Source organism: Pseudomonas moorei (assembly GCF_042846945.1).
Taxonomy (GTDB): Bacteria; Pseudomonadota; Gammaproteobacteria; order Pseudomonadales; family Pseudomonadaceae; genus Aquipseudomonas; species Aquipseudomonas moorei.
In genome coordinates, this window is the sequence record NZ_AP035776.1 from 742,639 (window position 1) to 762,754 (window position 20,116).

Here is a 20,116-nt window from a genome sequence, read left to right on the forward strand (position 1 = left end):
GAGGGCCTATAGCTCAGTTGGTTAGAGCAGAGGACTCATAATCCTTTGGTCCACGGTTCAAGTCCGTGTGGGCCCACCAAACAAGAAAGCCGCGCAATGCGCGGCTTTTGCGTTTCTGAATGGCCTGAAGCAATAGAGCCATTTTTTTATTGCTTCACGACCTTCGCGAGCAAGCTCGCCCCTACCAGGGATTTGCCGCGTTTCAACGCACCGACCCAATCCGTTCAAGCCTCTCGCCCGTCAACGCCACTTCATACGTATCCGCAGGCCTCCCCCACTGCTCCACTAGAACCATACGATCCACCACTGCAGCGCCCAATTCTGTAATGGTGTCTGCCAAAGCCTCAATCATTTCTTGAGCCCGCAGCCACAGGCGATCATTGATCGTTTTCAGTTCAGTCGTGATGCGGTCAGGTGATGTGAGGCCTGTATCGGGATAGGTGATGTTGCGCAGCAGGTGCCGCAGCTCACTGATTTTTGCGTCGTCCCGTTCCGCACCGAGCGCCCCTTTGAGGATGGCCGCCGCTTCCGACAGGTCGACACGTTTTGCGCCGGCAGGTGCTGAAGTTAACGTCTGGGCCATCGCGCCTGCGAAGAGAATGATGATCCGGGCTTCCAGGTAGGCCTTCATGGCAGCCATCGACGCAATGGGCTGCACCAGATTGATGGTTGCGCCCCCTTTGTGCCGCAGGTCCATGGTCACGGTCAGGGTGACGCCACCTGTTTCAAACCCCAACGCGCGGGCCACGACGTAGTGGCCGATTTCATGATGGGCGATCTGCAATGCGCGGTCCCGTACAGCCGCAGGCAGTTTTGTCGTCATGTCCTTCGCCTCGCACTCTCGACCTCATCAATCCTAGCCGATCTCCACAGTCGCTCTTTCGCCCAGAAAAAAGCCGCGCAATGGCGCGGCTTTTCCGAGTCAAACGTCAGCCCTTATTTGGGCAATGCATACGCAATCACGTAGTCCCCACGGTCCGTCGACTGACGTGCACCGCCTACGGTGAGCAGGATGTACTGCTTACCCGTCTTCGGCGAAACGTAAGTCATCGGCCCGGACTGGCTGCCCACTGGCAGGCGCGACTTCCAGATCTCGTTGCCATTGCCGGTATCGAAGGCGCGCAGGTAGAAGTCCTGGGTGCCGGCGAAGAACAGCAGGCCGGACTGGGTCGCGAGCGAAGCGCCGAGGGTCGGCATGCCGATCGGGATCGGCAGGTGCATGCGGATGCCCAGCGGGCCGGTGTCTTGCACGGTACCGACCGGGACTTGCCACATCAGTTTGTGGGTCTTGAGGTCAATGGCGGACATGGTGCCGAACGGTGGCTTCTGGCACGGAATACCGGCCGCCGAGAGGAAGCGTTCGCGCATGGCGCCGAATGGCGTGCCTTCCTGCGGCACGACGCCCATTTCGATGCCGCTGGCCCCCGCGCCGATCTTGTCGCGCGGGATCATGTAGTTGGCCAGGCCCAGGCGCATGTCGTTGACGAACATGTAGTTGGTGTTCGGATCCACCGAGACACTGCCCCAGTTCATGCCGCCCAACGAGCCCGGGAATTGCAGGGCGCGGTCCATACCCGGCGGGGTGTAGACGCCTTCGTGGCGCATGCCCTTGAACTGGATGCGGCACATCAACTGGTCGAACGGCGTGGCGCCCCACATGTCGGATTCGGTGAGGGTCTTGTTGCCGATCGAAGGCATGTCCACCGAGAACGGCTGGGTCGGCGAGTAGCGTTCGCCAGGCACATGCCCCTGTGGAACGGGACGTTCTTCAACGCGTGAAATCGGCACGCCGGTTGCGCGGTTGAGCAGGAAGATCTCGCCCTGTTTGGTGACTTGCGCCAGGGCCGGCTGCAGGCCGCCCTTGTCGTCCGGCACGTCGTACAGCAGCGGTTGTGCCGGCAGGTCGAAGTCCCACAGATCATGGTGGGTGGTCTGGAAATGCCAGCGCACCTGGCCGGTTTTCACGTCGACGGCGACGATCGAGGAGTTCCACTTGTCGTCGAATTCGGTACGCTGACCGCCGAAGAAGTCAGGGGTGGCGTTGCCGGTGGGCAAGTACACCAGACCGAGTTTGGCGTCGTAGGACATGGCCGACCACACGTTCGGCGTGCCACGGGTATACGTCTCACCCGCTGGTGGGCGCTTGGTGGTGTTCGGATTACCCGGATCCCACGCCCACACCAGTTCGCCGCTGCGCACGTCGTAGGCACGGACCACGCCTGGCGGCTCGCCGGTGGAATAGTTGTCGGCCACGCGGCCACCGACGATCACCACGTCTCCTGCGACCAATGGCGTCGAAGTCTGCTGGTAGTAACCGGGCTTCACTTCACCCATGTCGGTTTTCAGGTCGACCGTGCCTTTGTTGCCAAACTCTTCGCATGGCTTGCCGGTTTCGGCATTGATGGCGATCAAGCGCGCATCGCCGGTCGGCAGGAACAGACGTTTCGTGCAGGCCGTTGGCTGAGCACCTGCAGGTGCCGGGGCTTCGGAATAGCCCAAGCCGCGGCAACGCTGCCAGTTCGGCGCGGAGCCTTGCGGGTCGAACTTCCAGCGCTGGGCACCGGTGTCAGCATCCAGGGCGAAGACTTTGCCGTAGGCAGTGCAGGTGTAGACCGTGTCACCGATTTGCAGCGGGGTGTTCTGGTCTTCGGCACCGGCGCCGGTGCTTTGCGGGATGTCGCCGGTACGGAAAGTCCAGGCTACCTGCAACTTGTCGATGTTGCCCTTGTTGATCTGGTCCAGCGCGGCAAAGCGGTTGCCCGCGGTGGTGTTGCCCCAGTGCGCCCAGTCTTTCTGCTCGGTGCCCGGTGCGACCGGCGTGACGGCAGGTTCGGTGGTGGCCTTGACCACATGGGTCGGCACGAACATGTAGGCCATGGTGGCGACGACACCGACGGCCAAAATACCGGCCAGGCCATAGGCGCCACGCCCTGCGGACGCGCCCGAGGCACGCACCAGCGTCGGATAGATCAGTGCCACGACCAGGCCGATCACGGCAAAGGTCAGCACGCGCGAGACCAACGGCCAATATTCGAAGCCAGCATCCCATACCGCCCAGATCGCGGTCAGTATCAGCGCCAGACCATACAACCAGGCACCAGCCGGTTTACGGCGGGCAATCATCAGCCCGGAGACCAGCATCGCCAGGCCCATCAGCAGGAAATACCAGCTGCCACCGAGTGAAATCAGGTAGCCACCGCCCCCCGCCAGGCCGAGCCCGATCAGTGCAATCAGGACACCCAGTCCCGCCAGCAACCATTTGCTGCCGGCGGCAGCCCCAGAAGTATTCATGTCGGAAATTATCCCCATTTGTGACAAGCGCGGAATAATGTACTACCTAGTTACTTATGGCAAATTGTCGCAGGTAAAAATGGCATGAACGGTAGTCAGCCTAGTTCAAACCTCCGCTCGAAGAGATGTGGCTGTAACATGCTTGCCCATTGCTCGGTCCCGCTGGAGACAACCCTTGCCTGACACTCGTCCGCCCGTTCTTGATGAAATCGACCGCCAGTTGATCGCGGCCCTGCAGATCAACGCCCGCGAAAGCGTGGCCATGCTTGCCCGGCAGCTGGGCATCGCGCGCACCACCGTTACATCGCGATTGGCACGCCTGGAAAAAGCCAAGGTGATCACCGGTTATGGCGTTCGCCTGGGTCAGCGTGTGGTCGACGGCGGGTTGCAGGCGTACGTGGGGATCACCGTGCAACCGCGCTCCGGCAAGGAAGTGTTGCGACGCCTGAGCGCCATGGCCCAGGTGCAGCAGTTGTGTGCCGTGAGTGGCGAATTTGATTATGTGGCGTGGCTGCGGACCGACTCGCCAGAGCAGCTGGATCAGTTGCTGGATCAGATCGGCAGTGTCGACGGGGTGGAGAAAACGACGACCTCGATCATCCTGAGCAGCAAGATTGATCGGGGGCAGCCGGTTTGAGTATCCAGCCAATCAATCTCCGGAGCCTGATCGGGCCTCTTCGCGGGCAAGCCTGCTCCCACAGTGGACAGTGTGCACAGCATAATCGTCATATTGATCATTAATATAGCAAAACGACGACACTTTGCGTCTTATTAACGTGTTCTACGCTCTCTAGAATGGCCGGCATCTTTTCCTATACTCAGACGCGCACGCCGCGTCCGGACGCCAGTAAGGTCAGCCATGAACAAGAACAATCGCCACCCTGCAGACGGTAAGAAACCAGTCACCATTTTCGGCCCGGACTTCCCTTTCGCCTTCGACGACTGGATCGAACACCCGGCCGGGCTGGGCAGCATTCCCGAGCACCATCATGGTGCCGAAGTGGCGATTGTCGGTGCCGGCATCGCCGGGCTGGTGGCGGCTTATGAGCTGATGAAACTCGGCCTCAAGCCGGTGGTTTACGAAGCCTCGAAGATGGGCGGCCGTCTGCGCTCCCAGACGTTCAACGGCACCGATGGCATCGTCGCCGAACTGGGCGGCATGCGCTTCCCGGTGTCGTCCACCGCGTTCTACCACTACGTCGACAAACTCGGCCTTGAGACCAAACCCTTCCCCAACCCGCTGACGCCTGCCTCCGGCAGCACCGTGATCGACCTGGAAGGCCAGACCCATTACGCACAGAAACTGGCGGACCTTCCTACGCTGTTCCAGGAAGTGGCTGATGCCTGGGCCGATGCACTGGAAGACGGCTCACGCTTCGGCGAAATCCAGCAGGCCATTCGCGACCGCGACGTGCCACGCCTCAAAGAACTGTGGAATACCCTGGTGCCACTGTGGGACGACCGCACGTTCTACGACTTTGTCGCTACCTCCAAGGCGTTTGCCAAGTTGTCGTTCCACCACCGCGAAGTGTTCGGCCAGGTCGGTTTCGGCACCGGTGGCTGGGACTCCGACTTCCCGAACTCGATGCTGGAAATCTTCCGCGTGGTCATGACCAACTGCGACGATCACCAGCACCTGGTGGTCGGTGGTGTCGAGCAAGTACCGCAAGGGATCTGGCGCCATGTGCCGGAACGTTGCGTGCACTGGCCTGAAGGCACCAGTCTGAAATCGTTGCACCGGGGCGCCCCGCGCTCCGGCGTGAAAAAAATCGCCCACGCCCCCGGTGGCCGTTTTGCGGTGACCGACAACAATGGCGACACCCGCGAATATGCTGCGGTGCTGACCACCTGCCAGAGCTGGCTGCTGACCACCCAGATCGAATGCGACGAAACCCTGTTCTCGCAAAAGATGTGGATGGCCCTGGACCGTACCCGCTACATGCAATCGTCGAAGACCTTCGTGATGGTCGACCGCCCGTTCTGGAAGGACAAGGACCCGGAAACCGGCCGCGACCTGATGAGCATGACCCTCACCGATCGCCTGACCCGTGGCACCTACCTGTTCGACAACGGCGACGACAAGCCGGGGGTCATTTGCCTGTCGTACTCATGGATGAGCGATGCGCTGAAAATGCTCCCGCACCCGGTGGAAAAACGCGTGAAGCTGGCACTCGATGCGCTGAAAAAGATCTACCCGAAAGTCGACATCGCCGCGCGCATCATCGGCGATCCGATCACCGTGTCCTGGGAAGCCGACCCGCATTTCCTCGGTGCCTTCAAAGGCGCCCTGCCCGGTCACTACCGCTACAACCAGCGCATGTACGCGCACTTCATGCAGGACGACATGCCGGCCGAACAACGCGGGATTTTCATCGCCGGTGATGATGTTTCGTGGACACCGGCCTGGGTCGAAGGCGCCGTGCAGACGTCGCTCAATGCGGTATGGGGCATCATGAAACACTTCGGCGGTGCAACTCACGCCGAGAATCCGGGTCCAGGTGATGTGTTCAACGAGATCGGACCGATCGCCCTGCCCGAGTAAGAGGAATCCGAAATGCGCGTAGCCCTTTACCAATGTCCACCGTTGCCCCTCGATGTCGCGGGTAACTTGCAACGCTTGCACCAGCTTGCGCTGGAGGCCAAAGGCGCCGATTTGCTGGTGCTGCCGGAGATGTTCCTGACCGGCTACAACATCGGCGTCGATGCCGTCAGCGTGCTGGCGGAGGTGTACAACGGTGAGTCGGCGCAACAGGTCGCGCGCATCGCCAAGGCTGCCGGGATTGCCATTTTGTATGGCTATCCCGAGCGCACCGAGGACGGGCAGATCTACAACGCCGTGCAGTTGATCGATGCCAATGGCGAACGCCTGTGCAACTACCGCAAGACGCACCTGTTCGGCGACCTCGACCGCTCGATGTTCAGCCCCGGCACCAACGATTTTCCGGTCGTTGAACTCAACGGCTGGAAGCTCGGTTTCCTGATCTGCTACGACCTGGAGTTTCCGGAAAATGCCCGGCGCCTCGCCCTTGAGGGCGCCGAGCTGATCCTGGTGCCGACTGCGAACATGATTCCCTTCGATTTCATCGCTGATGTCACCGTCCGCGCCCGCGCCTTTGAAAACCAGTGTTATGTGGCCTACGCCAACTACTGCGGGCATGAAGGCGACATCCACTACTGCGGCCAGAGCAGCATCGCCGCACCGGACGGCAGCCGCATTGCCCAGGCCGGTCTTGATGAGGCACTGATCGTCGGTGAGCTGGATCGTCAGTTGATGGTCGATTCCCGCGCCGCCAATCGCTACCTCCTCGATCGCCGCCCCGAGCTTTACGACGCGCTGAACAAGCGCTAATCCGCTAGCATTGGCACTTCACTGTTTTGGAAGTGCCCATGCCTGCGCTGAATCACCCTCGCCCCCATTCTGAAACCCTGGCCAACGGTCTGCGGGTGACGCTGCGTCATGCGCCGGATTTGAAGCGCTGCGCGGCGGCTTTGCGAGTCGCCGCGGGCAGCCACGATGTCCCGCTGGCCTGGCCCGGCCTGGCGCACTTTCTTGAGCATCTGCTGTTTCTGCACACCGAGCGTTTTCCTGCCGGGCAAGGGTTGATGGCCTACGTCCAGAGTCATGGTGGGCAGGTCAACGCGCGAACCAACGAGCGCACCACCGACTACTTTTTCGAATTGCCGGCACAGGCGTTGGCCGGTGGGTTGGAACGTCTGTCAGACATGCTCGCTCACCCGCGAATGAATCCGGATGATCAGCAACGCGAAAGAGAAGTGCTGCAGGCCGAGTTTGTCGCCTGGTCCCAGGACGCCACGGCCCAACAACAACTGGCGCTGTTCGACGGGCTGAGTGAAACGCACCCTTTGCGCGGCTTTCACGCCGGCAACCGCGACAGTCTTCCAGTGTCGCAACCGGAGTTTCAGCAAGGCTTGCGGGATTTTTATCAGCGTTTTTATCAAGTCGGGCAGATGACCCTGAGCCTGGCGGGGCCGCAAAGTCTGGAAGAACTGAAAGCACTGGCCCAGGGTTTCGCAGATGCCATCCCCGCGGGCAGCCCGATCGCGCAACAAGCGCCTGCACCGCTGATGAGTGCTTCGGAAAACAGTTATCAACAGGTGGACGCCCATCGCCTGCACCTGTTATTCGCCCTCGAAGCGCTGCCCGACTCTTCGGCGGACGCATTGGCGTTCCTGTGCCATTGGCTCAACAGCGCCAAACCCGGCGGACTGTTGGCCGGGTTGCGTGACCGGGGCTGGGTCACCCACCTGAAAGCGGCACCGTTGTATCAATTCGCCGGGCAAGCCTTGCTGCATGTCGAATTCACACGCAACGCCGATACACCGCCAGTGGCGATACGCGAACAACTGCTGGACTGGCTGGGCTTTTTCGCCCGGCAAGACTGGAGCGCGTTGAGCGCCGAATATGCCGCCTTGCTGCAACGCCAGCAGCAAGTCAGCACAGCCCTGCAACTGGCCCGACTGGACAACGAGCAGCTTGAAGCCGGGCTATCCGAACAGGGTGCGACGGCCCTCAGGCAAGTGCTGAATCAAATCGGCGCTGTGGATAACTTCAGCGGCCAATGGCGATTGCCGACACCCAACCCCTTCCTGCGCTCCGATGCGCCAGCCCCCAACGCCGGCCTGATTCGTGGCCAGACCAGCGCCCACCGTGGCCTGCGCACCTTCGCTCAGGACCGCTCGCGCAGCCGCCGCGAACGCTCACCGATGCAGTTCAGCCAGGCGCTGTCGGAGATGGGTGCACAAGGTGTGGTGTATCTGCGTTGGCGCCTTGATGCAGCACCTTCCACGCTTCTGCAGACGCGCCTCGAAAACCATCTGCAAATATTGCGCGAAGAAGCGCGTCAGGCCGGTGTGGACTTTTCCTTCAGCGCATCGGGAAACGAATGGCTGCTGAAGATGACCGGACTGCAGGAGCCGATGCCCGCTGTCCTCGAGCATGCGCTGAAAGCGCTGACAAAACCTGAGGCGGATGTCTCACCCGATGCGCCGACGCCCCCTGCGTTGATGCCGATTCGGCAATTGCTCAAGGCCTTGCCCGATCATTGCCTTGAACCCATCGCCTACTCAGATGACCTGCAACAACTCTGGTCAAGCGCCCGCTGGGATGGCCTGGCGATAGGTCTGTCGGCGCAGACCCAAGCGGCCATGGGCCTGGCTTTAAGCCGCATCCCCGGCACGCCGGACAGTCAGCTGACACCGCCGCCATCGAGCCCGTCGCACTATCTGTGGAGCACCATCAATACCGGCTCCAGCGAACACGCCTTGCTGCTGTTCTGCCCATCCGCAAGCGAGGCTATCGCTGACGAAGCCGCATGGCGCCTGCTGGCACACATCTGCCACACGCCGTTCTACCAGCGCCTGCGGGTGGACCTGCAACTCGGCTATGCGGTGTTCAGCGCCTTGCGCCAGATGCACGGCCAAACCGGACTGCTGTTCGGCGTGCAATCGCCGAGCGTCGCGCCAGTCGACCTGCTGCAACACATTGAGCAGTTCCTGGGCGGGTTGCCGCAGATGATCCGGGATATCGATGAAGGCAGTTTCATCGCCCTGCGCCAGGCCTTGGCCGACCAATTCGCCAGTGCCGTGTTGCCCAATGCCCAAGCCGCTGAACTGCTGTGGCAGGGCAAACTGGCCGGCCGCTCGTCGGATTATTTGAGTCAGCTGCCCGAGGCGATTCTGCTGGTTGATCGACCGACGCTCATCGCCGCAGCGCAACGCCTGAAACAGGCCGAAGGCGGCTGGCGCTGCCTGTCCAGCGGGAGTTGCCCCGGCTCGCCTTGGCAAGTGACAAAATGATCATTACCGAGGCTGCAATTAACTTTCTCGAACATTTGCAGCCAATCATTGTGAAATTTTAAGTAACATAGCAGCCTAACTATCTGAACATCTCCTGCTGGAGGTGGACTATATGTATAGATCTCAACTGTCCCATCACCTGAAGGAGCGCTCCCATGTCCTGGTCCAAACCTGCTTACACCGACCTGCGTATCGGCTTTGAAGTCACCATGTACTTCGCCAGCCGTTGAGTCCTGCCGCCAGGTAGAACATGCGGTTCAACGCCTCGGTTCGCCGAGGCGTTTTTATTTTCAGCTGTTGAATGTTTGGAGCCTCCATGTTTGTCCAGATCCTGGGATCCGCCGCCGGCGGCGGTTTCCCCCAATGGAACTGCAACTGCGCCAACTGCGCAGGTTTTCGCGACGGCAGCCTGAATGCCAAGGCGCGTACCCAGTCATCCATCGCGATCTCCGATGACGGGGTCAATTGGGTGCTGTGCAACACCTCGCCGGACATCCGCGCCCAACTTCAGGGTTTCGCGCCGATGCAACCGGGCCGCGCCCTGCGTGACACCGGGATCAGTGCGATCATTCTGATGGACAGCCAGATCGACCACACCACCGGCCTGCTCATGCTGCGTGAAGGGTGCCCGCATCAGGTCTGGTGCACGGACATGGTCCACGAAGACCTGAGCAGCGGTTTCCCGCTGTTCAACATGCTGACCCACTGGAACGGCGGCCTGACCTGGAACCGCATCGAACTCGACCAGAGCTTCAGTATCCCGGCCTGCCCGAACCTGCGCTTCACCCCGCTGCCGTTGCGCAGCGCCGCGCCGCCCTATTCGCCCCATCGCTTCGACCCGCACCCGGGGGACAACATCGGACTGATCGTTGAAGACCTCAACACGGGCGGCAAACTCTTCTACGCACCGGGCTTGGGCAAGGTCGATGCGCCGTTGCTGGAGATCATGGCCGACAGCGATTGCCTGCTGGTGGACGGCACGCTGTGGGACGACGACGAAATGCAACGCCGTGGCGTCGGCACCCGCACCGGGCGGGAGATGGGTCACCTGGCACAGAACGGCCCCGGCGGCATGCTCGAAGTGCTGGAGCAACTGCCCACGCAGCGCAAAGTTCTTATCCACATCAACAACACCAACCCGATTCTCGATGAGGATTCGCCGCAGCGCGCGGAACTGGCGCGGCGTAATGTTGAAGTGGCTTTTGATGGTATGAGTATTGTGCTGTAGCGGATGGCCCCATCGCTGGCAAGCCAGCTCCCACAGGTTTTATGTGCGCCACAAAGCATTGTGGGCGCTGGCTTGTCGGGTCGCCGCATCGCAGCGATGACATCCGACCAGACACCACAGAATCAAATGCTTGTTCCCGGAGAACAGACATGACCGACACCCCGATGTCCCCAACCGAATTCGAAGCCGCCCTGCGCGCCAAGGGGGCCTATTACCACATCCATCACCCGTATCACGTGGCGATGTATGAAGGCCGGGCGACCCGCGAACAGATTCAGGGCTGGGTCGCCAATCGCTTCTACTATCAGGTGAACATCCCGCTCAAGGACGCCGCGATTCTGGCCAACTGCCCGGACCGCGAAATCCGCCGCGAGTGGATTCAGCGCCTGCTCGATCATGACGGCGCCCCCGGCGAAGACGGCGGTATCGAAGCCTGGCTGCGCCTCGGCCAGGCCGTCGGCCTCGACCCGGATCAACTGCGCTCCCAGGAGCTGGTGCTGCCCGGCGTGCGTTTCGCCGTGGACGCCTACGTCAACTTCGCCCGCCGCGCCAGTTGGCAGGAGGCTGCCAGCAGCTCGCTGACCGAACTGTTCGCGCCGCAGATCCACCAGTCGCGCCTGGACAGTTGGCCGCAGCATTACCCGTGGATCGACCCGGCCGGCTACGAGTATTTCCGCACCCGCCTGGGTCAGGCGCGACGCGATGTCGAACACGGCTTGGCCATCACCTTGCAGCACTACACAACGCGGGTCGGCCAGGAGCGCATGCTGGAAATTCTCCAGTTCAAACTGGACATTCTTTGGAGCATGCTCGATGCCATGAGCATGGCTTACGAATTGAATCGCCCGCCGTATCACAGCGTGACCGAACAACGGGTCTGGCATAAAGGAATCACCTTATGAGTTTCGATCGCAGCAAGACTCCGACCTGGCGGCCCGGCTACCGCTTCCAGTACGAACCGGCGCAGAAAGGCCACGTGCTGCTGTACCCCGAAGGCATGATCAAACTCAATGAAAGCGCCGCGCTGATCGGCGGCTTGATCGATGGCCAACGCGATGTCGCGGCGATCATCAATGAACTCGACAAGCAGTTCCCCGGCGTGCCCGAGCTTGGTGACGACATCGAGCAATTCATGGAGGTTGCCCGTGCGCAGCACTGGATCGAACTTGCCTGAGTCATCGGTGCAAGTACCGCCCAAACCCGAAGTCGGTCTGCCGCTGTGGCTGCTCGCCGAGCTGACCTACCGCTGCCCGCTGCAATGCCCCTACTGCTCCAATCCGCTGGACTTCGCCGAGCAAGGCAAGGAGCTAAGCACCGAGCAGTGGATCAAGGTGTTTCGCGAAGCCCGGGAGATGGGCGCGGCGCAACTGGGCTTTTCCGGCGGCGAACCGCTGGTGCGCCAGGATCTCGCCGAACTGATTTTTGAAGCGCGCCAACTCGGCTTCTACACCAACCTGATCACCTCCGGCATCGGTCTGACCGAGCAGAAAATCAGCGACTTCAAAAAGGCCGGCCTGGATCATATCCAGATCAGTTTCCAGGCCAGCGACGAGCAGGTGAACAACCTGTTGGCCGGGTCGAAAAAAGCCTTTGCGCAGAAGCTCGAAATGGCCCGCGCGGTGAAGGCCCACGGCTATCCGATGGTGCTGAACTTCGTGACCCATCGGCACAACATCGACCAGATCGACCGCATCATCGAGTTGTGCATTGCCCTTGAAGCGGACTTCGTCGAACTCGCCACTTGCCAGTTCTACGGCTGGGCCCAGCTCAACCGCGTCGGCCTGTTGCCGACCAAAGAACAACTGGTACGCGCCGAACGCATCACCAACGAATACCGGGCAAAACTCGAAGCCGAAGGTCATCCGTGCAAGCTGATTTTCGTTACCCCGGACTACTACGAAGAACGCCCGAAAGCCTGCATGAACGGCTGGGGCAGTATTTTTCTGACGGTCACCCCGGACGGAACCGCACTGCCCTGTCACGGCGCCCGACAGTTGCCGGTGCAGTTTCCCAACGTGCGCGACCACAGCATGCAGCACATCTGGTACGACTCGTTCGGCTTCAATCGCTTTCGTGGCTACGACTGGATGCCCGAGCCCTGCCGCTCCTGCGATGAGAAAGAAAAGGACTTCGGCGGCTGTCGTTGCCAGGCGTTCATGCTCACGGGTGATGCGAGCAACGCCGACCCGGTGTGCAGCAAATCGCACCATCACGGCGTGATCCTCAAGGCCCGCGAAGAAGCCGAGCACGCCACCCAGACCATCGACCAACTGGCCTTTCGCAATGAACGAAACTCACGCCTCATCGCCAAAAGCTGACCCCTTCAGCGCGGCCAACGCCGTCGCGGCCGGTATCGACTTTGCCGAGTTGCAGGCGGGCGCCAACGGCCTGTTCTGGAACGAATACCGCCCGGAAGATGGCGCTTGCCGAATCTGGCACTGGCGCGACGGCACGGCGAAATGTCTGACGCCACCGGGGTTCAGTGTTCGCAGTCGGGTGTACGAATATGGCGGTGGTGCGTTTTGTCTGACTGACGATGGCGTCGTTTTCGTCAACGAGACCGACCAGCAACTGTATCGGCAATCGTTGCAGGGTGAATCGCCCGAAGTGCTGACATTGGGGGTGTGCCGTTATGGCGATCTTCAGTTCGCCAAGGGTCAAGTGCTGGCGGTAGAAGAGAACCACGACCAACATCGGCTGGTGGCGATTGATCTGGCTGATGGCCTACGGCATGTGCTGGCCGAGGGCGCGGACTTTTATGCCGCCCCGACATTGAGCCCGGATGCCCGTCGCCTGGCCTGGATCGAGTGGAGTCGCCCGCATCAGCCCTGGACGGCCACTCGCTTGATGCTCGCCGAACGCCAGAGCGATGGCGGTTTTGCCCCGCCCCGTTGCTTAGCCGGTGACGACGATCAAGAGTCCCTTCAACAACCACGATTTGACGACAGCGGTCGCTTGTTTTGCCTGACCGATCGCGGCGGTTTCTGGCAACCCTGGGTGGAATCCAGCGAGGGATTGAGCCCGTTAGCCAGCGCCGCGGCCGATCATGGTCCCGCCCCCTGGCAACTCGGGGGCTGCACCTGGCTGCCGTTGGGCGAGTCCAGTTATCTGGCCAGCTGGACGGAAGGAGGCTTTGGTCGACTGGCTGTGTGTGGCGACGCCAACGCGGACTTCACTGGCCAATACAGCCGCTTCCGCCATCTCGCCGTGGATGAACAGTTCATCTACTGCATCGCGGCATCGCCGATCAGTTCGCCGGCCGTGATCGCCATCGACCGACAAACCGGGGGAGTGAAAAAGCTGGCCGGCGGCATGACTCCGCTGCCGGCCGAGCACATCAGCATTCCACAGACCCTGCGCTACCCGAGTGGGTCGGGCGAGGCTCACGGCTTCTTCTACCCGGCGATGTCCGGCCAGGCTAAACCGCCGCTGGTGGTATTCATCCACGGCGGCCCGACATCGGCGTGCTACCCGATGCTCGATCCGCGCATTCAATACTGGGCGCAACGTGGCTTCGCCGTGGCCGATCTCAACTACCGTGGCAGCAGCGGCTACGGCCGGGCCTATCGCCAGGCCCTGCATTTGAGTTGGGGTGAGGTCGATGTCGAAGACGCCTGCGCGGTGGTCAGTCATCTCGCCGAACGCGGATTGGTCGACGGCGACAAAGCGTTCATTCGCGGCGGCAGTGCCGGCGGCTACACCACGCTGTGCGCACTGGCGTTCCACAAGGTCTTCCGCGCCGGCGCCAGCCTCTATGGGGTCAGCGATCCCGTGGCCCTGGGCCGGGCGACCCACAAGTTCGAAGGGGACTACCTGGATTGGCTGATTGGCGATCCGGTGCAAGACGCCGAGCGCTACGCCGCACGAACGCCTTTACAGCACGCGAGCAACATCAGCGTGCCGGTGATCTTCTTTCAGGGCGAACTGGATGCGGTGGTGGTGCCGGCGCAAACCCGCGAGATGGTCAAAGCGTTGCAGAACAACGGCATTGCAGTCGAAGCCCATTACTACGCGGACGAACGCCATGGCTTTCGCAAGGCCGGCAATCAGGCCCATGCGCTGGAACAGGAGTGGTTGTTTTACCGAAGGGTGATGGAGCACGCTGGCTGAAATCGCTGGCCAGCCAGCTCCTACAAATACGGGGATGTCCCTGTGGGAGCTGGCTAGCCAGCGATCGCGGTATCTAACACGACGCGAAACTCAACGTTTGGCGATGATGTACACCGCATGCACGATCCCCGGAATGTAACCACACAACGTCAGCAGAATGTTCAGCCAGAACGCCCCGCCAAACCCCACTTGCAGAAACACTCCCAGCGGTGGCAACAGAATGGCGATGATGATGCGAATGAAATCCATGGGGTCAGCTCCTGATTGAAGTCGGCTCATACGAGCCTTACACACAATCGACCTGCGCCGCTGGTGAGGGTTCAGCCCGATTCCTCAAGCCAGGATTTCCAGGCCGTGCTTCTGCACGATACTCAGCAACTTCAACGCCATGCCACTGGGGTGTTTGGCCCCTGCTTCCCATTGCTTGACCGTTGAAGCACTGGTGTTCAAGTAACGCGCGAATACCGGCTGACTGACATTGTTACGCTCACGTAGCGCTTTGATCTGCTCCGCCGGAATCGCGTCCGGTACGGTAGCGAGGCAAGACTCATCGAATTCACGCATGGTTGCCTTGCTGATTGCACCGATGGCGTATAGCGCAGTGGCCGATTCGTGAATTGATTCAAACGCCTCGCTTTTGAATTTCTTACTCATAAAAAATCTCCGTAAACGCCTTCGTATCCAGCAAGTACTGGACTTGCATCTCCGTCAGTCCCTGGTAGGTCTTGGCCATTTTCCGGAAACCGATCAGTTCGGCCTGACTGATATTGCTCTGATCTTTTTTGGCGTAAATGAACTGGTAAACCCAGTAATAACTGCCCCTTGCCAAGACAATCGAACGATGGCGATTGGCATTCAAGCGTTTTTTCCAGACCCCGCCGCCGAGATTGTCCGCCTGCCCGTTGAGCATTTCGGTGAATGCCTGTCGAAGCTCGTCATCTCCAATCCAGGCCTTTGCGGCCAGCATCGCAAAGTGTTTTGTTTTAAATGGCCTTGGTGACATTGGCATCCCTTCCAAAAACATACCACCCAGTGGTATAGATTTTAAAACCAGCTCTTCAAAATTTGTTTCGCTGGTGCGTGCATTCCCTGCCGCCCCTATAAAAAGCCATCGATGCTTCCATCGCTCAAGCCCGGCATAGCGCTTGGCAAAACCCAGCCACAAAAAAACGCCCCACGCCAAAAGAATCAGGCGTGGGGCGTGCGTTATACCGCGAGACGGTTCGGGGATTCGTGCAGGGTGCGTCTGATCAGACGGCGATTCCTTTACGGCACTGCAACTGGGCGGTGCGTACACGGGAGAAGGCGCGAGTCAGGCGCAAAAGCATTTCATCGATGTTGGCTTTGCTGACGTTCAGCGCCGGTGTGAAGCGCAGGCAGTCGGGTTGCGGGGCGGTGAGCAGCAAGCCTTCGTGGAGCGCGGCCTTGACCACCGCGTCGGCTGAGTCATCGGACAGGGTCAGTCCCCAGAGCAGCCCTTGCCCGCGCAACTCGCCGTGGCCATAGCGATGCGCCAAGCGCTGCAGCCCTTCGCGCAGATGCTGGGCACTTTGCCCGACATGCTCGAGAAATGCCCGGTCCTGCACGCTGTCGAGTACGGCCAGGCCTGCGGCTGTCATCAGCGCATTGCCGTGATGGGTTCCGGTCATTTCGCCGAGTTCGAAACAGCACGCCTGGCCCCGGGCCAACAAGGCCGCCAATGGCACGCCACCGCCCAGTCCTTTGCCGAGCACAACGATATCCGCCCGCACGCCGTAGGACTGTTCGGCAAGCAAAGTGCCGCAGCGCCCGATGCCGGTCTGCACTTCGTCGAAGATCAACAGGATGCCGAGCTCACGACACAGGCGCTCGACCCCCTTGAGGTAATGCGCGGTCGCGGGAATCACGCCGGCCTCGCTCTGGATAGGTTCGAGCATGATGGCGACGGTGCGCTCATCAACGGCCGCATGCAGCGCTGGAAGATCGTTGAACGGGACGTGGCTGAAACCCGGCAGTTGGGGCTCGAATCGATTGACCAGCGTCGAACTGTCTGACGCCGGAATCGTCCCCAGACTACGGCCATGACATCCGTTATTGGCGACGATAATCCGCGAAGCGCCGCCGCGATGTTGTTGACCCCACTTGCGTGCCAGTTTGATCGCTGCCTCGCAGGCTTCGCTGCCACTGTTGAGCAGGTAGGCCTGGTCGCTGCCGGTGCTGGCGCACAGGCGTTCGGCCAGGTTGAGCATGCCGCGGTTATGCAGGCCGAAACCGGGATTGATCAGCGCTTGTGCCTGCACCGCGATGGCATCGACCAGTGCCTTGGGACTGTGTCCAAGGCTGTTGGCGCCACCGCCTTGCGAGAAATCCAGATAAGCCCGGTCATCGTTGTCCCACAACCAGGAACCCTGGCCCCGGACAAAAACCTGCTTCGGTCGCTCGACACTGGGCATCAGGCACTCACTGGAAAGGTTGTCGCCCCCGGATTGAAAGGAAGCATCCGCCACCAAATCATCAAGACTCGGCGAATGACGGCGCAGATTGAACAGATTCATCCGTTCAACCCCCGTTTTTGATTTTTTGCCTTACCTATGTAAACACCATCGAAGCAAACGGTAATCATCGCGCTCTGTGGCCCTGTAAGCCTTGTGAATGCGGTTAGACTAGGCTCAGACAAGGCCTTGGGCCATTTCGATTTCTCAGCATTTTCGATAAGTATTACTTATGGATTTTAAACAACTGCGTTATTTCGTCGCGGTCTACGAAGAAGGCCATGTGGGCCGTGCTGCCGAGCGACTGTCCATCTCTCAACCCGCGCTGTCCCAGCAGATCCGGCAACTTGAACAATTGCTCGATGTGAGCCTGTTCGAACGCAGCAGCAAACGCCTGCTGCCAACGCTGGCAGCACATACCCTGTACAACCACGCCTTGCCCCTGCTGGATGGCCTGCAACGGGCACGCGAGGCGCTGGGTAATTTCAAGGGGCAGGCGCTGCGTACCTTGGCGATTGGCGTTTTGCAGACGGTACATACCAGCCTGGTGCCGCAGATGCTCGAACGGGTGCGCAAGGCGCAACCGCATCTGGTGGTGCAGATTTACGAACTGACGGGCCTGGAAATCGAGCGACGCTTGCTCAATGGCTCGCTGGACATCGGCATCAGCTACCTGCCACCCCGGCAGCCTGGCTTGCACGGCGTGATGCTGTACGAAGATGAACTGACGCTGGTCATCCCGGCGGACCATCCGCTGCGGGAATTCAAGAAGGTGTCCATGAGCCAGGCCGCCGAGTTGCCCATGTTGCTGCTCGGCGAGGAGTTTCAAGTACGGCAAATCTGGCAAGCGCAACTGGCCAGTCTGGGGCGACGTCCGCAGGTACAAGCCGAACTGAACAACATGGCCGGGATTCTCGACAGTCTGCCTCACACGCGCTTGGCGACGGTATTGCCCGGGCGCTCGCAAAAGGCACACGGCAACAAGGAGCTGCTGTGGAAACCCTTGAGCGAACCCCGGGTGCCGCTGAAAATCGGACTGGTGTGTCGGGATGTGCAACGGCAACAGGCCTCGCTGGCGTTGTTGCGAACATTGCTGGAGGAGGTGATGAATCGACCGGATGAACACTTGAGCAGCCCATCGGCGCTGGATGGACTGAGCTGAATACTTTTTCGCGGGCATAAGAAAACCCCGCCGAAGCGGGGCTTTGCAGACTGTTTCCCTGACATCCATTTCACTCCGCCGTCCTGGCAGAATCCTACGTGTCCGTGTTGTTGCTTTGCGCTTCCTGCGCTACGTCCATGAGAAGTAGATTAGCTGTGGATCCAATTTGCTTCTATGGGAGAACAGCAGCACGTCATGTAAGAGAATGCTTACATGACGATACACAATCAGAACTGCGCTGCATCCAGCAGGAACAACGACTCACTGCCAGCCTTTACCGACGCGCTCAACGAGTGAATCCGCGGCAACAGACGAGCGAAATAGAACCGCGCCGTACCCAGTTTGCTGGCGTAGAAATCGTCCTGTGCTTCTTTGCCGAAAGCAGCCTTGGCCATCAGAGCCCACATATAGGCGTAGGCGGTGTAGCCAAACACTTGCAGATACTCGACCGACGCCGCGCCGATTTCATTCGGGTTGTTTTTCGCCCGATCCAGCAACCATGCCGTCAGTTCGTCGAGGGTCGTCACGGCATCGTTCAGCGGCTTGGTGAACTCCGCCAGATCGGCGCTGGCCGTGGCGGTGAAATGACGAATCTCGTCAGCGAACAGGTTGTAGAACGCCCCGCCGCTGCCGACGATCTTGCGCCCGACCAGGTCCAGCGCCTGAATGCCGTTGGTGCCTTCGTAGATCTGGGTGATGCGCACGTCACGCACCAGTTGTTCCTGGCCCCATTCGCGGATGTAGCCATGGCCGCCGAAAATCTGCTGGCCATGGACGGTGGTTTCCAGACCCAGATCGGTCAGGAATGCCTTGGCCACCGGCGTCAGCAGCGCCACCAGTTCTTCCGCGCGTTTGCGGGTCGCGGCGTCTTCGCTGAACTTGGCAGTGTCCAGTTGCATGGCCACGTACGTCGAGAAGGCACGGCCGCCTTCGTTCGATGCTTTCATGGTCAACAGCATGCGACGCACGTCCGGGTGCACGATGATCGGGTCGGCCACTTTGTCCTTGTTCTGCGCGCCAGTCGGCGAACGGCTTTGCAGACGGTCACGGGCGTATTCGATGGCGTTCTGGTACGAGCGTTCGCCCGTGGCCAGGCCTTGAATGCCGACACCCAGACGCTCGTAGTTCATCATGGTGAACATTGCCGCCAGGCCTTTGTTCGGCTCACCGACCAGATAACCCACCGCTTCATCGAAGTTCATCACGCAGGTCGCAGACGCCTGGATGCCCATCTTGTGTTCGATCGAGCCGCAGTTCGCCGGGTTGCGCGCGCCCAGGCTGCCATCGGCATTGACCATGAACTTCGGCACCAGGAACAGCGAAATGCCTTTCGGCCCCGCCGGCGCGTCCGGCAGCTTGGCCAGCACCAGGTGAATGATGTTCTCGGTCAGGTCATGCTCGCCGCCGGTGATGAAGATCTTGGTCCCGCTGACCTTGTAGGAGCCGTCAGCCTGAGGCTCGGCCTTGGTGCGGATAATCCCCAGGTCGGTACCGGCGTGCGGTTCGGTCAGGCACATGGAGCCGGCCCAGACACCGGCATACATGTTCGGCAGGTACGCCGCTTTCAGCTCTTCGCTGGCATGGGCGTTGATCGACAGGCAGGCGCCGGCAGTCAGCATCGGGTACAGACCGAACGCCAGGCTGGCGGAGTTGACCATTTCTTCGACCTGGGCCGAAACAGCCTTGGGCATGCCCATGCCGCCATAGGCCGGGTCACCGCCCACGCCGACCCAGCCGCCCTCGGCGTAGGTCTGATAAGCCTCCGTGAAGCCTGCCGGCGTGGTGACGGCACCGTCCGCCCAGTGGCAACCCTCTTCGTCCGCCGCGCGGCTCAGGGGCGCGATACTTTTGCTGGTGACCTTGCCGGCTTCTTCAAGGATGGCCTCGACCGTTTCCGCGTCAACGGTTTCGGCCAACGCAGGCAGCTCGGCCCAGAGTTTGGCGACCTCGAAAACTTCATTGAGGACGAAGCGCATATCGCGCAGGGGCGCTTTGTAGTCAGCCATGGCAAACCTCGCAAGATCTAAACAGGTGAAT

Annotated in this window: 18 protein-coding genes and 1 tRNA gene; 12 read left to right on the plus strand and 7 right to left on the minus strand. The window is 60.6% G+C overall.

Annotation, left to right across the window (positions count from 1 at the left end):
* Nucleotides 1–2: 2 nt before the first annotated feature.
* A tRNA-Ile gene (locus ACGJAX_RS03605) sits at nt 3–79 on the plus strand.
* A gap of 123 nt (nt 80–202) precedes the next feature.
* Here the strand turns inward: ACGJAX_RS03605 and ACGJAX_RS03610 are convergent.
* Both ACGJAX_RS03610 and ACGJAX_RS03615 read right to left on the minus strand, forming a co-directional pair.
* A complete protein-coding gene (locus ACGJAX_RS03610) occupies nt 203–823 on the minus strand; it encodes a peptidase M41 (RefSeq protein ID WP_390957426.1) in 621 nt (206 codons plus the stop codon).
* A 113-nt stretch (nt 824–936) separates the two neighbouring features.
* Nucleotides 937–3,291: a membrane-bound PQQ-dependent dehydrogenase, glucose/quinate/shikimate family gene (locus ACGJAX_RS03615; protein WP_390957427.1), complete on the minus strand. Its 2,355-nt coding sequence runs from the start codon at nt 3,289–3,291 to the stop codon at nt 937–939.
* A gap of 175 nt (nt 3,292–3,466) precedes the next feature.
* Between ACGJAX_RS03615 and ACGJAX_RS03620 the strand changes: the two genes are divergently transcribed.
* The 10 genes from ACGJAX_RS03620 (at nt 3,467) to ACGJAX_RS03665 (ending at nt 14,446) form a co-directional block, all read left to right on the plus strand.
* Entirely contained in the window at nt 3,467–3,928 is a 462-nt protein-coding gene (locus tag ACGJAX_RS03620; protein WP_007980298.1) for an Lrp/AsnC family transcriptional regulator, read from the plus strand.
* A 222-nt stretch (nt 3,929–4,150) separates the two neighbouring features.
* Nucleotides 4,151–5,833: an FAD-dependent oxidoreductase gene (locus tag ACGJAX_RS03625; RefSeq protein ID WP_390957428.1), complete on the plus strand. Its 1,683-nt coding sequence runs from the start codon at nt 4,151–4,153 to the stop codon at nt 5,831–5,833.
* 12 nt (nt 5,834–5,845) lie between these two features.
* A complete protein-coding gene (locus tag ACGJAX_RS03630; RefSeq protein WP_390957429.1) occupies nt 5,846–6,640 on the plus strand; it encodes a carbon-nitrogen hydrolase family protein in 795 nt (264 codons plus the stop codon).
* Nucleotides 6,641–6,678: 38 nt separating this feature from the next.
* On the plus strand, nt 6,679–9,108 hold the full coding sequence (gene pqqF, locus ACGJAX_RS03635; RefSeq protein ID WP_390957430.1) for a pyrroloquinoline quinone biosynthesis protein PqqF: 2,430 nt from the start codon (nt 6,679–6,681) through the stop codon (nt 9,106–9,108).
* Nucleotides 9,109–9,263: 155 nt separating this feature from the next.
* On the plus strand, nt 9,264–9,338 hold the full coding sequence (pqqA, locus tag ACGJAX_RS03640; RefSeq protein WP_009045898.1) for a pyrroloquinoline quinone precursor peptide PqqA: 75 nt from the start codon (nt 9,264–9,266) through the stop codon (nt 9,336–9,338).
* A gap of 86 nt (nt 9,339–9,424) precedes the next feature.
* On the plus strand, nt 9,425–10,336 hold the full coding sequence (pqqB, locus tag ACGJAX_RS03645; protein WP_390957431.1) for a pyrroloquinoline quinone biosynthesis protein PqqB: 912 nt from the start codon (nt 9,425–9,427) through the stop codon (nt 10,334–10,336).
* 149 nt (nt 10,337–10,485) lie between these two features.
* Entirely contained in the window at nt 10,486–11,238 is a 753-nt protein-coding gene (gene pqqC / locus ACGJAX_RS03650; RefSeq protein WP_247254532.1) for a pyrroloquinoline-quinone synthase PqqC, read from the plus strand.
* Nucleotides 11,235–11,510: a pyrroloquinoline quinone biosynthesis peptide chaperone PqqD gene (gene pqqD / locus ACGJAX_RS03655; protein ID WP_021784513.1), complete on the plus strand. Its 276-nt coding sequence runs from the start codon at nt 11,235–11,237 to the stop codon at nt 11,508–11,510. Before pqqC ends, pqqD begins: the two co-directional genes overlap by 4 nt.
* On the plus strand, nt 11,482–12,654 hold the full coding sequence (gene pqqE / locus ACGJAX_RS03660) for a pyrroloquinoline quinone biosynthesis protein PqqE (protein WP_248916644.1): 1,173 nt from the start codon (nt 11,482–11,484) through the stop codon (nt 12,652–12,654). The genes pqqD and pqqE overlap by 29 nt, the downstream gene beginning before the upstream one ends.
* Nucleotides 12,620–14,446: a prolyl oligopeptidase family serine peptidase gene (locus tag ACGJAX_RS03665; RefSeq protein WP_390957432.1), complete on the plus strand. Its 1,827-nt coding sequence runs from the start codon at nt 12,620–12,622 to the stop codon at nt 14,444–14,446. Before pqqE ends, ACGJAX_RS03665 begins: the two co-directional genes overlap by 35 nt.
* A 90-nt stretch (nt 14,447–14,536) precedes the next feature.
* Here ACGJAX_RS03665 and ACGJAX_RS03670 read toward each other — a convergent pair whose 3' ends face one another.
* From ACGJAX_RS03670 to ACGJAX_RS03685, 4 genes are all read right to left on the minus strand, one after another.
* Nucleotides 14,537–14,695 (minus strand): YqaE/Pmp3 family membrane protein, encoded by a 159-nt coding sequence (locus ACGJAX_RS03670; RefSeq protein WP_003228885.1) that lies wholly within the window; start codon nt 14,693–14,695, stop codon nt 14,537–14,539.
* 84 nt (nt 14,696–14,779) lie between these two features.
* Nucleotides 14,780–15,100 carry a DNA-binding transcriptional regulator gene (locus ACGJAX_RS03675; RefSeq protein ID WP_247254529.1) on the minus strand — a complete coding sequence of 107 codons (321 nt, stop codon included), beginning with the start codon at nt 15,098–15,100 and terminating at the stop codon, nt 14,780–14,782.
* Nucleotides 15,093–15,449, minus strand: a complete 357-nt coding sequence (locus tag ACGJAX_RS03680) for a type II toxin-antitoxin system RelE/ParE family toxin (protein ID WP_390959800.1) — start codon at nt 15,447–15,449, stop codon at nt 15,093–15,095. Before ACGJAX_RS03680 ends, ACGJAX_RS03675 begins: the two co-directional genes overlap by 8 nt.
* 247 nt (nt 15,450–15,696) lie before the next feature.
* Nucleotides 15,697–16,980: an aminotransferase class III-fold pyridoxal phosphate-dependent enzyme gene (locus ACGJAX_RS03685; RefSeq protein WP_390957434.1), complete on the minus strand. Its 1,284-nt coding sequence runs from the start codon at nt 16,978–16,980 to the stop codon at nt 15,697–15,699.
* Between the two features lie 169 nt (nt 16,981–17,149).
* On the opposite strand from ACGJAX_RS03685, the gene ACGJAX_RS03690 reads away from it, so the two are divergent.
* Nucleotides 17,150–18,079, plus strand: coding sequence for a LysR substrate-binding domain-containing protein (locus tag ACGJAX_RS03690; protein WP_390957435.1), 930 nt, complete (start codon nt 17,150–17,152; stop codon nt 18,077–18,079).
* A 227-nt stretch (nt 18,080–18,306) separates the two neighbouring features.
* On the opposite strand, the gene ACGJAX_RS03695 is transcribed toward ACGJAX_RS03690, so the two are convergent.
* Nucleotides 18,307–20,085: an acyl-CoA dehydrogenase C-terminal domain-containing protein gene (locus ACGJAX_RS03695; protein WP_390957436.1), complete on the minus strand. Its 1,779-nt coding sequence runs from the start codon at nt 20,083–20,085 to the stop codon at nt 18,307–18,309.
* Between the last annotated feature and the right edge of the window lie 31 nt (nt 20,086–20,116).